The organism is Nostoc sp. JL31 (assembly GCF_017114965.1).
GTDB classification, from domain to species: domain Bacteria; phylum Cyanobacteriota; class Cyanobacteriia; order Cyanobacteriales; family Nostocaceae; genus Nostoc; species Nostoc punctiforme_A.
Window position 1 is genome coordinate 61,232 of the sequence record NZ_JABXKO010000035.1, and the last position, 18,268, is coordinate 79,499.

The 18,268-nt window shown below is 41.5% G+C and carries 6 protein-coding genes; all 6 read right to left on the bottom strand.

What is annotated here, in order from left to right; genetic code table 11:
* Nucleotides 1-186: 186 nt before the first annotated feature.
* Nucleotides 187-4,485 (bottom strand): amino acid adenylation domain-containing protein, encoded by a 4,299-nt coding sequence (locus tag HWQ43_RS07695; RefSeq protein WP_292731863.1) that lies wholly within the window; start codon nt 4,483-4,485, stop codon nt 187-189.
* Nucleotides 4,482-7,748, bottom strand: a complete 3,267-nt coding sequence (locus HWQ43_RS07700) for an amino acid adenylation domain-containing protein (RefSeq protein ID WP_292731865.1) — start codon at nt 7,746-7,748, stop codon at nt 4,482-4,484. Before HWQ43_RS07700 ends, HWQ43_RS07695 begins: the two co-directional genes overlap by 4 nt.
* A gap of 66 nt (nt 7,749-7,814) precedes the next feature.
* Nucleotides 7,815-8,957, bottom strand: a complete 1,143-nt coding sequence (locus tag HWQ43_RS07705) for an acyltransferase (protein WP_292731867.1) — start codon at nt 8,955-8,957, stop codon at nt 7,815-7,817.
* 239 nt (nt 8,958-9,196) lie between these two features.
* A complete protein-coding gene (locus HWQ43_RS07710) occupies nt 9,197-10,195 on the bottom strand; it encodes a cupin-like domain-containing protein (RefSeq protein WP_292731869.1) in 999 nt (332 codons plus the stop codon).
* A gap of 82 nt (nt 10,196-10,277) precedes the next feature.
* Nucleotides 10,278-15,236, bottom strand: coding sequence for a type I polyketide synthase (locus HWQ43_RS07715; protein ID WP_292731871.1), 4,959 nt, complete (start codon nt 15,234-15,236; stop codon nt 10,278-10,280).
* Nucleotides 15,237-15,239: 3 nt separating this feature from the next.
* On the bottom strand, nt 15,240-17,267 hold the full coding sequence (locus tag HWQ43_RS07720; protein ID WP_292731873.1) for a non-ribosomal peptide synthetase: 2,028 nt from the start codon (nt 17,265-17,267) through the stop codon (nt 15,240-15,242).
* Nucleotides 17,268-18,268: the final 1,001 nt, after the last annotated feature.

The window sequence follows — 18,268 nt, forward strand, 5'->3', positions numbered from 1 at the left end:
AGTGGGGGTATTAAACCCCTGGATTCATCCACTATGAAGTTCAAAATTCATTCTGTTAGCGGATAGCTAAAGTTTAGCCCATTCTGGCTCCTGACTCCTGAATTCTGTTTCAATAAAACAACCCCATCCCGAAAGCGAGATGAGGCTGAAAGCTATAACTATTTGTGCAAACTAGTTAGATCGATTTTAGATGTCTACAATAGCTCGATCTATACAAGCCCTCATCTTTTCAGATAGAGTTCGGACATGGGGTTCTCTAAAAATAGAGTCGTGGTTTCCTGGGACATTTTGAATATCCAAACCTCCTAAGACCATTTCACTCCAACCCATTTGGGGGTCAACCTCTCGTTTTTCCAATGCAAAGCGCTCTTCTGCTCGGAATACAGTGACTCGACCTGGATAAGCTTTTAGAACGTATTCTTTGGCTGCCTGTTTATTGGCTTCTTCGATTGTTAATTTCCGGTAGTTATAAGGTACAGTCCGCCAAATTCTTAAGGAAAACTTAAAGATCAATTTTCGGAACTTTTCTTGAAGTTTATACTTCAGCCAAGAGCTTTTGTTCCTGATTTGCTCAAGCACGTAATTAGTCCCAAGTTTTGTCAGGTTGTCCCAATGCTGAGAAACTCGCTTTTCTAATGGCGCTTGTTTAATATAATTTGGGCCAGTGGTATCAAATAAAGCTAACAGAGGTACTTTTTGACCTTGCCTTACGAGTTGTTGAGCCATTTCCCAAGCTACTAATCCGCCAAAGGAAGAGCCACCCAAAAAATAAGGACCTTCAGGTTGAATAGTTTGTATCTCTTTGATGTAATGAGCCGCCATTTCTGCAAGCTTGGTAAAGGGAGCTTCTTTCCCACTTAATCCTCGTGCTTGTAGTGCATAAAATGGTTGATTTTCACCCAAATGAAGTGATAAATCTCGGTAGTAGAGAACACTTAAACCAATTGCATGGATACAAAATATAGGTGGCTTGGAACCGTTGGGCTGCATTGGTACTAGTGATGACCAAGCTATCGATTTTCCTGAGTTGGTACTAGTACTACTCTCAACCTGATTATGGCTTTCTGGCGAAAACCCTTGCTGGCGAATAATATTAGTTAATTGCTCAATGGTTGAAGATTGCAAGAGAATAGCTAAGGGCAGATTTAAGCCAAATATCTTTTCAATCTGAGAAAACAGGTGTACTGCAAGTAGTGAGTTTCCACCCAAATCAAAAAAGTTGTCTTTTATGCCAATAGGATGAATACCTAAAAGGGTTTCCCAGATTTTAGTTAACTGAAATTGTAATGGATCTTCTGCTGTGGCAAATGTTTTTTCGATTTTAGAATTATTTGGATTCAGCGCAGATAAGGCTTGGCGATCAACTTGACCATTAGCATTCAATGGCAGAGAATCGACTATGAAAAAGGCAGAAGGCAACAAATATTCAGGTAACTTTTGCTGGAGAAAACTCAGCAGTTGCTCACTCCCAAAAGTTTCTCCTTGTTTGGGAACAACATAAGCAACTAAAGTTTTATCCCCAAGAACATCTTCTTTGGCAATCACCACAGTTTTTTGTACGCCTGGATATTGACCCAAAATTGTTTCAATTTCAGCCAACTCAATGCGAAAGCCGCGAATTTTTACCTGATTGTCTAAGCGGCCCAGAAACTCAATATTACCGTCACTTAAGTAGCGTCCTAAATCACCAGTTCTGTAAAGGTATGCCCCAGATTCGCTGCTAAAGGGATTGGGGATAAATTTCTCAGATGTTAATTCAAGACGGTTAAAGTAGCCTTGTGTAACACCGATACCGCTGATGTAGATTTCACCAGTTACGCCAATAGGGAGGAGTTGCGATCGCCGATCGAGAATGTAGATTTGGGTATTGGCGATCGCTTTTCCTATGGGAATTTCTGACCGAGTGTTATTGGCTTCAGTGGCAGTCTTTGGATCGTAAACCGTGGCGGTTAAAGTTGTTTCTAGCGATCCATAAGCATTCAGCCAACGTACTCGCTTACCAACTTTTTCTACCCAAGTTAGATAAGCTTGACATGAGAGTTTTTCACCACCAACCATGACTAAGCGCAAGCTGGCTGGCAAAGTTTGGGGAGATACAGATGGCTCTTTAATTAACTCATACCAAAAAGCAGTAGGTAAATTGACAACGCTTATCTGTTGTTGAGCAATGAATGGGAAAAACTGCGTCGTCGAGTTTTGTAGCTCTTGAGACTGAAGAATTGCGGTAGCACCAGCAATCCAACAGGGGAAAAGTGATTCAATTAAATTATTGCAACTGATACTAAGTATGAGTAATAGGCGATCGCTCTGGCTCAACCCCCAAGTTTCGCTAATTGCTAGGCTGTGGGTGACGAGATTACGGTGGGTAATAGCTATACCGTTGGGTTTTCCCTTGGAGCCGGACACATACATCACACAGGCAAGAGTCTGCTCTGTGGTGTAACAGATTGGATTTTCGATCACGTGTAGAGCGATATCTTGCCAATCACTATCCAAACAGATAACTTGTGCCTGATGCTCAGAGAGTTTTTCAACCAATGAGCTTTGGGTTAATACCAAAGATATTTGGGTATCTTCTAAAATGAAAGCCAAATCATCTTGCCCAGATGTCGGAGCGATCGATACGTAAGTGCCCCCGGCTTTCAAAATACCCAACAGCCCCACAATCATCTCCAGGGAAGGCTCTAGATCAAGACCGACGAGTACCCGCGATCTTACCCCTAGAGTTTGCAAATAGTGGGCTAGTTGATTTGCACGCTGGTTGAGTTCCTGATAGGTTAGTTGCTGATTCTCAAAACTTACTGCAATATTATCTGGAGTTCGTTTAGCTTGAGCCTCAAACCATTGATGGATACAAGTATTTTGAGGATAATCAGTCTGTTTGCCATCCCAATCAAACAACACTTGATGTTGTTCACCTGCTGTCAACAGGGGTAATTCAGATATCGGCCGATCGGGATTAGCAACAATACCTTCGAGCAAAGTTTTGAAGTGTCCCAACATCCGCTCTATTGTACTGGCATCAAACATCTCGGCATTATAATCAAATACCATGCCCAGACCATTATCCTGTTCCCGCAGAACCAATGTTAGATCGTATTTGGTTTTGCCATGATAGATGTAGCCAAATAGAGAAGTGATAGTCAAATCAGGTAGTTGCATTGATGCCATGCCACGACCATTCGACCAAGGAGGATTGAGGGAGAATTTTACTTGAAACAGGGGTGAACTATTGCGATTTCGCTGTTCTGGTTTAAGTTCTTCAATTAGCTTTTCAAAGGGTAGGTCTTGATGGGTATAAGCCTCTAAACAATCCTTACGCACTCGGTCTAATAATTCTCGGAAAGTTGGATTGCCTGCAAAGCTACTCCGCAGTACAAGAGTATTAGAAAAAAATCCAATCAGCCCCTCGGTTTCAACTTGTCCTCGACCTGCACTTGCAAAGTTAATTAGTAGGTCTTCTTGTCCAGAATAACGGTAGAGCAATAGCTCGAATGCTGCCAGTAGAGTCATGAACAGGGTGACACCCCATTTTTGACTCATGTCTGTCAGGGCATGGTTCAGCGCCTTTGATAGCAGCAGGGCAGCGCGATCGCCTCGATAGGTTTGCACTCCTTGAGGACGGGGGCGATCGTAAGGTAACTCAATGATGGGTAAATTGCCTTCTAGCTTTTGCTTCCAGTAATTTACCTGTGACTCTAAAACCTCTCCCTGGAGCCATTGATATTGCCAATTCGTAAAATCAGCATACTGCACTGGTAAGGGAGTTAAAGGAGAAACCTGACCTGTTGATAATGCTTTATAGATAGTAGTGAGGTCTTGATAGAACAGATCGGATGAAGCACCATCACAAACTATGCAGTGCATATTCCAGATCAGCAGATGTTCGCGATCGCTTAAGCGCAGCAGTAACACCCGCAAAATTGGCCCATTGCCTAAATCAAAGGGTTGATGAGCTTCTTTAGTTGCCAGTAGGTGAGCTTCCGCCTCTCGTTGTTCATCTGGTACTTGCCGCAAGTCAATTATTGGCAGTATCAAGGAAACATCGGTGGCAATTACTTGAGTGGGCTTGCCATTCACTGCTGGAAAAGTTGTCCGCAGAACTTCATGGCGACGGACGACTTCTCTTAAACTTTCCTCTAAGACAGCAACATTCAGATTCCCCGTGAAACGCACCACAACCGGCATATTATTTGAGGAACTATCAGGTTCAAACTGATGGAGGAACCATATCCGTTGCTGACCAAAGGAAAGCGGCAAGTTACCATTCCGTTCAAAAGCGACAATTGGGGGAATCTGTGAACTGGCGGCTGTGTTAATTTGTCGGAGAAAGTTGATGATTTCGGCTTTTTGAGTTTTTAACTCGGTCAGCAATTCTGGTGTGAGACTATCTTTTGCGGCCCGATAGCGTAAGCGTTCGCCCTCTAGCCAAAGTTTGACATCGCGCTGACGTAGCTCAGATAGTAGTTCATCTAATGTTTTCATAGCTCACCTTCCTCGTAATCATCAGCTGTTTCACTCTCAGCAGCCTGAACACCTTGGGTTGCCCACCGCAGAGTTTCCACTCGTTCAGCTAAATCCGCTACCGTTGGTAATTCAAATAAATTGGACATCAAAATTTCTGCTTGCAAGGCTTGGCGCACTCGAGAAACCACTTGAATTCCTAGTAGAGAATATCCACCCAATTCAAAAAAGTTATCGTTAATCCCAACCTGCTTGACATTAAGAACCTGCGCCCAGATATCTGCAATCTGCTGCTCAATGGGAGTGCGAGGTGCTACATAATTTGCCTCCAGTTCCGGGCGGGAAGCATCTGGTTCTGGCAATGCCTTGCGATCGACTTTGCCATTGGGGGTTAACGGCATAGCTTCTAGTGCCATAAAGATCGTTGGCACCATAAAGTCAGGAAGTTGTTGTTTCAAGAATCGACGCAATTGCGAAATCACTTGCAAGCTATCTTGACCAGTTTCGGCAACAATATAACCTACTAGACTAGTCTCGTTAGGAGTGTCTTCTCGAACAATGACAACGGCTTCTTTTACTTCTGGATGTTGCAGGAGTGCGGTTTCAATTTCACCCAATTCTATGCGGAAACCACGCAGTTTTACCTGATAGTCGATACGACCCAAGTATTCAATATGTCCATCTGGTAAATAACGAGCTAAATCTCCAGTTTTGTATAAGCGCGATTTCGGGTTTGGGCTGAAGGGATTAGAAATAAATCTTTCAGCAGTCAGTTCGGGACGATTCAGATATCCTCTTGCTAGTCCTTCGCCACCAATATACAACTCACCTGATATACCAATGGGAACGGGTTCTAAATGAGAGTCTAAAATGTAGATTTGCGTATTAGCTAGAGGGCAACCAATGCCTATTGCTTTATTTGCCGTTGTCACCTTGTAACCTGTTGACCAAATCGTTGTTTCTGTAGGTCCGTACAGGTTCCACAGACAAGCTCCCTTCGGTAATAATTGATTGGCGAGGTCTCTAGGTAAGGCTTCACCTGTGGAAATCATCTTCAGTTGAGGACTACCTTGCCATCCGGCTGCCACTAATAGCCGCCAAGTAACTGGTGTCGGTTGCATAAAGGTTGCCCCGGAGGTGGTTAGCGTTTTTAACAGTTGTGTGCCGTCAGCCGCAACTTCACGACTCACCAACACCAACTTCGCACCTACAGACAGGGGTAGAAAAATTTCTGAAACGGCAATATCAAAGGATAGGCTAGTAACAGAGAGGAGAGTATCTTCAGCAGTTAAACCGGGTTCTTTAGCGATCGCATTTAGGAGATTAACAGCACTCTGATGTTGAATTTGAACGCCTTTCGGTTGACCTGTCGAGCCAGATGTATAAATGACGTAGGCTAAGTTATTGGAAGTGATGTTATGTGTTGGGTTATCTAACCCGTAATCTATGGACTGCCAGTTGCTATCAAGACAAATAATCTTTGCTTGATGGTTGGGTAGCCCTGACTTTAGCTTCTCCTGGGTTAGTAGCACTGACACCTGAGCATCTTGCAGCATGAAAGCTAAACGTTCTTCAGGATAGGCATAATCTAATGGTACGTAGGCTCCTCCGGCTTTGAGAATGCCTAAAACTCCTACAACCATTTCCAAGCTGCGCTCGACACACAGACCAACTAGAACTTCTGACCCGACTCCTAAGCTTTGGAGATAATGGGCTAGCTGATTGGCTCGCTGATTCAGTTCGCGGTAGCTAATTTGTTGATCTTCAAAAATTACAGCGATCGCATCTGGAGTCTTCTCGACTTGAGTTTCAAACAGCTGGTGAATGCAGATATCTTGGGGATAAGCTGTTTGAGTATTGTTCCATGTTGCTAATAACTGTTGCTCAACTGCTGGCAAAATTGGCAATTTAGCAATAATTTGATTAGGGTTAGCAACTATGCCTAATAACAAAGTTTCAAACTCTGCCATCCGGCGGCGGATAGTGTCAGCGTCAAATAGATTAGTGTTGTACTGGCATTCCAGAATAAGTTCACCATGCGATTCCGTAGCATTGATAAACAGTTCAAAATTCTCGAATGCGCGGGGATTGGAGAAAAATTCTACCTCTAACCCGATAAAGGGAAGTCGATCGCTGTCTAAGGCTTGATCGACATTAAATATAATTGGTACTAAGGGAATGCGACTAGAATCCCGTGGCAATACTAATTTTTTGACCAGGCTACCAAAGGTAAATTGTTGATGGTCATAAGCATCTAAGACAGCCGAGCGCCGCGTTTGCAAGTAGTCGCTGAAAGATTTTTCGCCATCAATCTGGCTACGCAACGGTAGTAAATTTACACAATGACCGACGAGATTATATTGCCCCAAAGCAGCTTGTCCGGCGGCTGGAATACCTACAACTAAATCGTTTTGTCCTGTCAGACGGTGCAGCCAGACCTCGAATCCTCCCAGAATTGTAGTCATAAAGCTACAACCAAGTTTTGTTCCTAGTTGTTTCAGGTTGGTAACTAATTCGGGGCTTAAATGCCAATCTTCGCGGGCGGCGTTAAAGGTTCTGAGTGGGGGACGGGGGCGATCGCTAGGGAAATCCAGTATAGGTACAGAGTCAGCGAATTGTTGTAACCAGTATTGTTCTGTAGCGATCGCTTCTGGACTATTTGCCTCTTCTTCCTGCAAAATCGCATATTCACTTAAGTAGTCTGGTTCTTCTAATTCAGGAACAATACCCTGTTGCAAGCCAGAATAAAGTTTACCCAAATCTGGCATCAGTACTGCCCAAGACCAACCATCACAAATAATATGATGGGCTGTCAAAATAGCTAGATGCTCCTGCGGCTGCAATTTGACAATTTTTGCCCGAAATAGAGGCCCATGTTCCAAATCAAAAGGTTGCTCTACCTCTTGTCGCAAGATCCTAGCTAATTTTTCCTGTTGTTCCTGTGGTTCTAGGTTAGACAGTTCAATAATAGGAATCTCAATTTGCCGAGAAGCAACAATGCAGAGTGTATTGCCATCGGTACTAAAAGTTGTCCGTAGTGCTTCATGACGTTGTACTAACTTTTCCACCGCAGATTGGAAAAGTTTGACATCAAGTTTGCCTTTTAGTCGCAGAGATTGAGACTCATTATAAGCACAATTAGCAGTATCACCCATTTGTACAGAAGCCCAAATTTCTTTTTGTGATTCTGTAGCAGGAGCGGTTAGAAGTAATTCTCCATCTGCAAATGGATCAAAATCAACCGCAGTTAATGTCGATTGGTAATTTACAGGTGATAAGGTCATAAAACTCTCTTATTTTCTCAGTTTATTGAATGTGGTTAAATCTCAATCTTTTTTAAATTACTGACTTTAAATACATTGCTTGCTCAAGATTGTAGATTTTAAATAATTACGCATAGGAACTTCTACAAATCTATATGTCAATGATGCAGTCAATAAAATAATCATAAGAAATACTCCTAAAGATGTCAATGCTTGATATTCTGTGAATCCTTTGCCAAAAACATCGTGAAATTTATAAAACCAGAAGACTTTTAACAATTCTTGAAAAAACCAATGAACCATATAAATTGAGTAAGATATAGTCCCGATATATAGCATTAAGCCTGAATTTAAAAATTTTGATATCACACTATTATTCTTGATGGAGACAGCTAAAATAAGTAAAGAAAAAGCCGGTAAAATTAGCCAATCATGAAGGTTACGAAAATGATCCCAGTAGTAATGCATAATCATAATTATCCAAGTTATAGCTATCATTGCCAGTAAATTAAGATTTAAATACTTTTTATAATTACCTCTGCGGTAAATTTTGTAAGTTATAATACCAAGTATGCATTCTAGCCCGCATCTAGCTATTGAAGGGATGCCAATAATAGTATCTAAATTGCCACGGGTAAAGGTTATTAGTAGTAAGATGCTAAAGAGAGTAAAGCTATAAATTATCAAATCATCTTTACTATCGTTTTTTAATAAAAATAATAATAAAAATGGAAAAATACAGTAAATAAAAAACTCTACACTGATTGACCAAGCTGGCTCATTCCAATAGGTACTACACCATAATAAAGGTGGGCATTTTAGATCGAATGCTTGGAGAAGAAAAATATTGGCAAAAAGAGCAGTTAAGTTAAACTTACCAGTGAAAGCAGAAGTATTTAGGAAGAGTATTTTGATAATTTCTAATCCAATAAACAGAGAAATAATAAATATATGTAGAGGATAAATTCTAGAAAAACGCGAGAATAAATATGATTTATAGTTATTTAAGCTTACTTTTAAATAAAAAGCATCTGCATAAACGTGGGTCATGATAAAACCACTCAGAATAAAGAAAAAGTCAACCCATAGATATCCATTTTTAAAAAAATTACTGTAGGCTGATAAAGTTGAACCTGTTTTTGGTAAACCGTAGTAAGAAAAATGGTGTATAACAACAACTAAGGCTGCAATACCGCGTAAAGAAGTGAGCGATTTGATATGTTTATACATTGATATTTTTGGTTTTATTTTCTATCTATAGCAATCCTATTTAAATTGTAAAAATTATTTTTAAAACTAAACGCGTAATTGATTTATGTCGGCTACATAAAGGATGTAACAAGTACTGAGTATTGTATAAAAACAAGCTACGCGAAGTGTCTAAAAAAAAGATTTTACAAATAATTTAGAATTGCTATAAAACACGATTCAATATTCAGGCTAATTAATAATTAGTCTTTGGAGAAAAATTAGATTTTTTTGATAATATTGTTGATAAATTGTTTTAACTTTCCCTCAAGAGATTTGAGTCTTAATACACCAGAGCGCAGTATCATAAATTTACTTTTCGGTTGGCGATCGGATAGAAGACCCAGAGCAAAAATTTTGAGCCGATCTTTCAAAGCAGATTTATCTGGTGGAGTAGGTTTTAATCCCAGTCTGCGTAAGTAGCTGTTGACTTGATATGTTCTGGCTTTGAGATCGTAAGGTCGCAGATAAAAGAGGATACTTAAAGCCACAGAGACATTATTACCATTTTTAGCCCAATGGGGTGCCAATATCGGATGATGGAGTCCCTTACCTGGTTGCAAATGGTAAACCCTTGCTTTACTCTGATTATCCTCTCTATAATTTGCTACGTTCAGGTCGCCTACATAAAATTTTTCAATCTCCTCTTCGCTCAGTACAGAACGATCACTTTGATTGAAGAGGCTCATATCTTTTTCGCCCTGAATTTGAAACAGGAAATTCAACTCACTATCGATATGGTAAGGTGTAATAGAATTTGGGGAACCAATAAAGATGTAAGCACCTAACCACGTCATCTGCTTCCGAAGGGGTTTACCTGTAAGCGTTTCGAGTTCAGTTATAATCTGGTTGACCAAGGCAGCATATTCTGGGTCTACTTGAACATCTTCAAGCATGACCCAAGAATCCGATTCCCCAATATGTGCGATCGCCTCGTTAATGTCCTTGATTCCAGGTCGCTGATTCCACTTTTGCTCAACAGGAACTTTGCTGATATAAGACTGGATTTTATTTGTTCTACCCTGACTGAGCATAGTATTTGCAAGCTCAACTAAGCGGGGGATCTCAAATAAAGGATGTCCTGCAAGGTTATGCGAAAACATGAAGTGAGAAGAGTTGAAGTTTTCCCGAAAGTTTGAAAAATCGGTTTCAATGATTTGTTCAGGAAGCTTCGGATCGGACTTAATAGAACTCGGTTCAAGTAGATTATCAACTGACATACAAAAATGGATGAGTATTTACTATTTGCAAAAATTACTAACGCTTACTACACTTTCTATGCACTTGATTTTTGAAAGCACTTCAAGAAACACTTGCGACTTGTAAATATTTCCCAGGACGCTCGGTATCGGGGATATACCAAGCGGGGTTTCCTTGGGGATCTCGTCCTAATTTGGCATCAGGTTGCGGAGGACGATTACGTAAACTGTTATTGGTAACTTCGCGGTTTGTTACTTCTATGGGCGGTGCAGACAAGAAGCCAGCAGACTGCATTTCGGCAATACTTTCTTTAAAGGCTGCCATTACGACAGCCAGATCGGCTTCGGAATGGGCTGTCGTCAAGAAGCAAGGACGGTGATCCCAAGTATGCACTCCCTTATCCCGCAGCAAGTAAAAAAGTAAATCTCCGTAGGGAAACTCTGATAAAGACTTCACCATGAAGAGGGAGCCGAAATTATAAGCTGTAAACGGAGCCTGAACTTGCTGGAAATAGCCCATGAGTTCCGCTACAAACTTATCGGTTCTGGCATTGAGATTTTGCTGCAAGCTGGGACCACTCTGTTTTAAATGCTGAAGTACTGCTTTGGCGGCTGCTAGTGCTAAAGGATGGCGGACAAAAGTACCGGCAAAGTAAGTCACGCCGACCTCTGGAACAGAATCATCGCCAAACTGCCAAAATCCACCGTCCAAAGCATCCATATATTGTGATTTGCCAGCAATGACTCCAATTGGTAGTCCACCGCCTACAATCTTGCCGTAGGTTGCTATGTCTGCCTTGATACCGAAATGCGCTTGAGCGCCACCTGGATGAATTCTAAATCCGGTAACGATTTCATCAAAAATCAGGGCAATACCAGCATCTTCCGTGAAATCACGCAATTGCTGGAGGAATTCTTTAGGCTGGTATTCAGGGCGACGGCTTTGCACAGATTCTACCATCACTGCTGCTAACTCATCAGCCCGACTTCTGAGGATTTCTAGAGACTCAGGCGAATCGTAGTCCACTACCAAAATGTTCTCTACCATTTCCGGTGGGATACCAGGAGCAGCAGGAATTGACCGGAGTTTCTTTGTACCCCGAACAATTACTTCATCCAAGATACCGTGATAAGCTCCAGAAAAGATGGCAATCAAGTTACGCCCTGTGATAGTACGTGCCATCCGCATCGCTCCCAGCACCGCTTCCGAACCTGTGTTGCAAAAGGCTGCTCGGTCAAAGTTAGTCAACTCACACATCAGCTTTGCCACTTCTCCAACTAAGGGAGTTTGCGGCCCAATTTCCATGCCGAGTTTGAGTTGTGCTTCAATTGCTTCGGTAATGAAAGGTGGCGACCAACCAAACAAATTCAAGCCAAAGCCATTGCTTAAATCGACATATTCATTGCCATCAACATCCCAAAGTTTAGAACCAGATGAACGAGACACCACGATGGGATAAACCATCTCTTTCATCGTCGGGTTAAATCCAGAAACAGTTCTTGGGTCTGCCAAATAAGGGCGATGAGATTGGGTATATTCTTTGGATTTTTGAGTCCGTTTTGTATATCTTTGGATAATTTTGTCTAAATAAGTGCGTTGTTGCGCTGTGAGAGTTTTAGTCTGGGTCTTTTCAATTCGAGCAGCCGCACCGAATGCCTTTTTAGCACCATTTGACTCGGTATCTACAGATACTTGTGATTCTTTGCTGGTTTGGGTTGGGGGGATAGATACAGCGTTTTGTGGCTTGACACCATTATTTTGAGATGTCGCCGCAGGTACAACTGGGACTGTTACAGATTGACTGCTATTACCCAATAGCGCCAATTGCTGGCTCATAATTTGTAGCTGCTGATTAATCACACCTTCTAAGACGCTATTAGATGCAGCAGGTTGCAGGGAAATCTGAGGTGTAGATCCATTTGATCCATTTCTATGAACTTCATGCACTAGCAAAGTGGGTGATGTGTTTGCAGGTGCAGGTTCTGGCAATGGTGCTTCTGGAATGGGGTCTGCAACGGTTTCTGTTAATCCTAGTGCAGATAAAGCTTCGGGAGACAAGGCTTGATTGATCAAGTCAGCCAACGTTACTAAGTTTGGGCAAATTTCTAGTAGCTGCCTAAGTGTTACCTTAACTTTAAATTTTTTCTTCAAAGCTAACCCGACTTGCGTTAGAGATAAGGAATCTAATCCCATTTCTAAAAATGTTGTCGAGTCGTCAACACTAGCAATTTCCAATCCTGATGTTTCTTCGATAATTTCTTTGAGCAGAGGAATAAGTTTTTGCTGAGGGGATGTTGTCATAGTTTGGGTCTTTTCTAATAACTGGGGATTTGGAAGTTTGGGAGTTGCTGCGCGATTGGGATGAGGTGGAGGATCAATCCAGAAGCGTTGGCGTTCAAAGGGATAGGTAGGAAGAGGAATTCGTTGTCGCGTTTCCCTTTGATAGAAGTTGCTCCAGTCAATAGATACTCCTGCTAGCCACAGTTGTCCTACTGCCTTGAGTAATGCCGTCCATTCGGCTTCGTTTTCGGCGTTATCACCCAGAGAAGGAATCGCTATCTGTTGTTTAATATCTTTTGCTTGTTGGCGAGCTAGGGTTGTAGTTGTGATTCGTGGCCCCACCTCTAACAGTAAGCGTTCTGGCTGCTGCCATAAGGTTTGTACGCCCTCTGCAAATCGCACAGTCTGACGCAGATGTGTAGCCCAATACATCGGATCTGTTGCTTGCTGGGCTGTAATCCAATCGGCGGTAACTGTGGATACAAAGGGAATTTGGGGTGGCGATAATTTAACTTTCCCAACTACCTCTGCAAAGGGGTGAATGATGCTATCCATCATTGGGGAGTGGAAAGCGTGGGAAGTGTGTAAATGGCGACAGATAACTTCTTCGCTTTCTAATTGTTTTTGCAGAGTCGCGATCGCCTCTGTGGGGCCAGAAACTACACACAGGGAAGGGCCATTAATTGCAGCGATCGCTAGTTCTGCACTCAATCGCGGCTCTACCTCTTTGGCTGGTAAACGCACTGAGAGCATAGCCCCTGCTGGTAACTCCCACATTAAGCGACCGCGAGTTGCAACCAACATCAGCGCATCTTCTAAGGAAAATACACCCGCTATACAAGCAGCGACAAATTCACCAATACTGTGGCCAATCATGCCTTGGGGCTTGACTCCCCAACTTTGCCACAGTTGCGCTAAAGCATATTCAATAACAAATAATGCTGGCTGGGTAAAGCAGGTTTGCCGCAAGGAGATAGTCGCAGTTTCGCGTAGGCGTAGCCCGCCGTAGGCATCGCTCGGTGCTGGATACATGATTTCTCGTAAATCCCTGCCCAGTAAAGGCTTAAGGATTTCAGCACATTCATCTACTGCTTCCTGAAATACAGGTTCGCGGTTGTAGAGATTCAGTCCCATGTTCACATATTGCGATCCTTGTCCAGGGAACATGAAGACAACGGCTGGATTGCGGATTTCTATATGACGGGTATTTACTTGATTTGGATCTAAAGATTGGAGGGCTGCGATCGCATCTGTGATATCGTGACAAACTATACTGCGTCGGTAGTTAAAAGCTTTGCGCCCTCGCTGTAAAGTATAGGCTACATCAGCTAAGTTAATTTCGGCATTATACTGCAAATGTTGCTGCAAATTTGCTGTTGCAGCCTCTAAAGCTTTACTAGTTTTTGCCGAGAGCAACAATAGCTGCTGTGGACGCGAAGATCCGGAACTTTGGATTTGTGGCGCTTCTTCTAGCACAATATGAGCATTAGTCCCGCCGACACCAAAAGAACTCACACCTGCTCGTCGCGGAGTTTCACCCTCCGACCATTCAGCTAGTTTGGTGTTTACATAGAAGGGGCTGTTGGCAAGGTCAATCTTGGGATTGGGAGCCTCAAAATTTAAACTAGGTGGGATCTTTTTATAATGTAGAGCGAGAGCGGTTTTAATTAACCCTGCTACTCCAGCAGCCGCAACTAAATGTCCGACATTGCTTTTAAGAGAGCCGATCGCACAAAATTGTTTAGCATCTGTATGCACCCGGAATGCTTGCGTCAGCGCTTCAATTTCAATTGGGTCACCTAAAGGTGTAGCTGTGCCGTGAGCTTCAATATAAGAGATGGTTTCTGGGTGAAAGTTAGCGTAAGCTTGCGCCATTGCAATGGCCTCTGCTTGTCCGTCCACGCTGGGAGCCGTAAAGCTCACCTTATCAGCGCCGTCATTATTAATACCAGAACCACGAATTACAGCATAGATGCGATCGCCATCATTGAGTGCATCTTCTAAGCGCTTGAGGACAACCACTCCTGCGCCATTGTTGAACATTGTGCCCTGAGCGCTGACATCAAAGGGACGACAATGCCCATCTCCAGAGAGCATACTGCCTTCTTGAGCTATATAACCGCTATTTTGAGGTGTAGTCATAGATACACCACCAGACAAAGCCAAATCGCACTGATAGCTGGTTAAAGCTTGGCAAGCCTGAATGACTGCTACTAAAGAAGTGGAACAGGCTGTATTGACGCTGACGGCTGGGCCTTTGAGGTTGAGTTTGTAAGCAGCACGGGTGGTTAAAAAGTCTTTTTCATTGGCTAACATCGTTTGGAACTCACCGATGCGATCGACAATTTCCATCTGACCAGCAATATGGTTAGCAAAATAAGTATTTTGACCGCAACCAGCGTACAAACCAATCAAACCCTCAAAAGACTCTGATTCATAACCCGCATTTTCTAGGGCTTCATAAACCAACTCTAGGAAAACTCTCGCCTGTGGGTCCATAACCACAGCTTCTAGCGGATTAATGCCAAAGAAAGCGGCATCAAAGGTTTCTCCCGCAGGAATTATCCCTCTAGCTTTTACATAGCTAGGATCTTTGCAAAGGTTCGGATCGATACTAGGATCTAGTTCTTCATCTTGAAAGAAAGTTGTTGATTCTAATCCCTCGCACAGATTGCGCCAAAATTCATCGACATTTCCAGCGCCAGGAAATCTTCCTACCATGCCAATAATGGCAACACCATCACTAGGATCTTGGTTATCGGATGCTTGCATATTTACCATTGCTTAAACACCTTGTTGATGATTACGGCGACGAGCACGAGCTGCTTGTTGGCGTTGGGCGCGATTTTGCAGCTTGTCAGAAGACGGTTGGCTGTTCTGGTTTGAATCCAAATAGTTTGCTAAAGAGCCAATTGTTGAATACTGAAATAGCTTCACAGCAGGTAGCTCAATACCAAGTTCCTGTTTTATTCGCGCAGCAACTTGGAGAATTGAGATTGAAGTTGCTCCCAAATCAAAGAAATTATCATCAATCCCAACGCGATCGATTTTGAGCAGTTCGGATAAAATACCTACAAGCAGACGTTCTAAATCGCTTTGGGGAGCAATGTACGCTTGTTCCAGTTGTGGACGTTCTCTACTTGGGACTGGCAATTTATGTCTATCTACTTTGCCATTTGCAGTTAAAGGCAGTGATTCTAACATCACAAATGCCGATGGCACCATGTAATTAGGTAGTCGCTGTTGTAAGAAACCACGTAATTTATTGTGCGTGTATCCGCTGTTATAGTGAGGAACAATATAAGCTGTCAACTGTTTTTCACCTACTTCATCCTGACGAGCTAAAACGACAATTTCCCGAACGTCAGGATGTTGTGCAATTTCTCGCTCAATTTCCCCTAGTTCAATTCGGAAACCACGAATTTTTACCTGATTGTCAATACGGCCTAAAAACTCAATATTTCCATCTGGAAGATAACGAGCTAAATCTCCCGTTTTGTAAAGGCGGGTTGCTAAATTGTTATCAAATGAGTGAGTAATAAATTTTTCGGTAGTTAGCTCAGGGCGGTTCAAATAGCCTCTAGCTAATCCATCACCACCAATGTACAATTCACCAGCTTCTCCAATTGATACTGATTGGAGGTTTTGATCTAATATATAAACTTGGGTGTTAGCAATTGGGCGACCAATAGGAATCGAAACATGAGGTTGCAGTGGCGCTTTTATAGGATGACAGCAGGTAAAAGTTGTATTCTCCGTTGGTCCATAACCATTAATTAGTTGACAGTTCTCTACTGTTTGGAGAAACTTCTGCACATGGGGAACAGATAAGACATCACCACCCGCTAAAAGTTGACGCAAGGATTTTAAAGCATCAATTTTTTCATCCACTATCAGCTGAAATAAACCGGCTGTCAGCCAAAGAGTAGTAATTTGGTATTGCTGAATAATCTGCCCTAATTCTTCTAAAGATGGTGTATTAGGAGGATAGATTACTAATCGCCCACCATTAAGTAAGCAACCCCAAATTTCAAAAGTGGAAGCATCGAAGGAAATAGGAGCTAGTTGCAGAATTACTTCTTCAGACGTGAGTTGAGCATAATTAGTTTCTTTGACTAACCTAACTACACCACGATGGATAACGCTAACACCTTTGGGTGTACCTGTAGAACCTGATGTATACATGACATAAGCCAAGTTATCAGCAGTGACACTAGTGCTTAGGTTATCTTTTTTATTTTGGGCAATTGTGTTCCAATCTGTGTCTAGGCAAATTACAAATGCTGTGTGAGTAGGTAATTTGGCAACTAGTTCTTTTTGAGTTAATAGTACAGATACCTGGGTATCTGACAGCATGAAAGCTAAACGTTCTTGTGGATACCCTGGATCTAATGGTACATAAGCTCCACCTGTTTTAAGGATAGCTAAGAGTGCTACAACCATTTCTAAGGAGCGCTCTATGCAGATTCCTACAAGAATTTCTGTTCCTACCCCTAGTGATTGTAGATGTTTGGCTAGTTGATTAGCACGACTATTCAAATCTTGATAGGTGAGATGCTGATTATTAAAATTTAGTGCTACAGCATCAGGTGTTTTCTCTACTTGTGCTTCAAACAACTGATGAATACAGGCTTGCTGAGGATAATCAGTTTGAGTATGATTCCACTCGATTAGTAGGTCTTTTTCGGATGTTTTCAAAATAGGTAATGTTAAATTATCTCGTTCTAAGTTATTTTCTGGTAATGAAATTTCACCCTTTGATGTGAGTAAATTATGTTTGTTTTGAGTCAATAAATTAGTTATTGGTTTCATATCTTATGAAGTAAAAATAAACTTACAAAAAGCTTTATTATTAAGAATTACTGCATTATTAATTAACATCTTAATGATTTCGCAAAGTAGTTGATATTGGTATTTACATATAAAACATCAGATGTCACTGACTAAATGAAGTTATGCTCTTGCCTAAATTATGTATGAAAAAATCAACAATTCTAGATGTATGAAAATTGATATAGCTACAACACCACTCAAGGATGTTAAAGCTTTGATATGTTTCAAAAAAGTATTATTACTTACAATTTATAGTTACCTTATTAGCTCTTAAATTATCTTAAAAGACAAATTTCACAACAAATTATGCCGCATTTTCACAATGTTTATATGAAAGGGCATTGACTCTAAAATTTATTTCTCTAATTCTGACCTATTTGCTCAAAATCGTAGTTAATTTCAATACATCTTCATTGAAAATTAAAAATTTAGAGATGGTTTGCAATGGGAGTATTAACTGTACGGTCACTTGTTGTGAGAGGACAAGAATAATTAATACCTTAAGGGATAAAAAAGACACCGATTTTCTCGGCCGATAAGTCAATACGGTTCTGTTAAGCAAATAACATCCCGGTCAAAATCTAAGGCGTTTTGCTCTTCTAGCTCATTTAATTGAGGCAATAGCAGAAGATTTAATTAATCAGTAGCTCAATTTTTACTTTGTTTTCATAACAGTCAACTGCAATTTTTATGAAAGCAAAGTGCTTTCATAGTAATCGTTGACAAGCAAGGATTACAGATTATTAGTGCTTTATAATACTTTAGGTACTGAATGGAAAATTTTATAAATAATTTATTTTGCTATTGCTATTTTTCTGGATTCTTGCAAATATTCTAATAACAGCCTATTAGCTGTCCACAAAAATTCAAACTGATACCAATAGACATCTTGCAAAAGTTACTTTTGAACCTATCCCACTAATACCGAAATATGGTAATCTACTTCTCGTATGAGAGGGGTGTATCTGTGTATGGCTGGG

Coding starts and splice junctions, on each gene's coding strand:
- HWQ43_RS07720 (WP_292731873.1), bottom strand. CDS start 17,267: ATGAAACCAATAACTAATTTATTGACTCAAAACAAACATAATTTACTC.
- HWQ43_RS07705 (WP_292731867.1), bottom strand. CDS start 8,957: ATGTATAAACATATCAAATCGCTCACTTCTTTACGCGGTATTGCAGCC.
- HWQ43_RS07710 (WP_292731869.1), bottom strand. CDS start 10,195: ATGTCAGTTGATAATCTACTTGAACCGAGTTCTATTAAGTCCGATCCG.
- HWQ43_RS07695 (WP_292731863.1), bottom strand. CDS start 4,485: ATGAAAACATTAGATGAACTACTATCTGAGCTACGTCAGCGCGATGTC.
- HWQ43_RS07715 (WP_292731871.1), bottom strand. CDS start 15,236: ATGGTAAATATGCAAGCATCCGATAACCAAGATCCTAGTGATGGTGTT.
- HWQ43_RS07700 (WP_292731865.1), bottom strand. CDS start 7,748: ATGACCTTATCACCTGTAAATTACCAATCGACATTAACTGCGGTTGAT.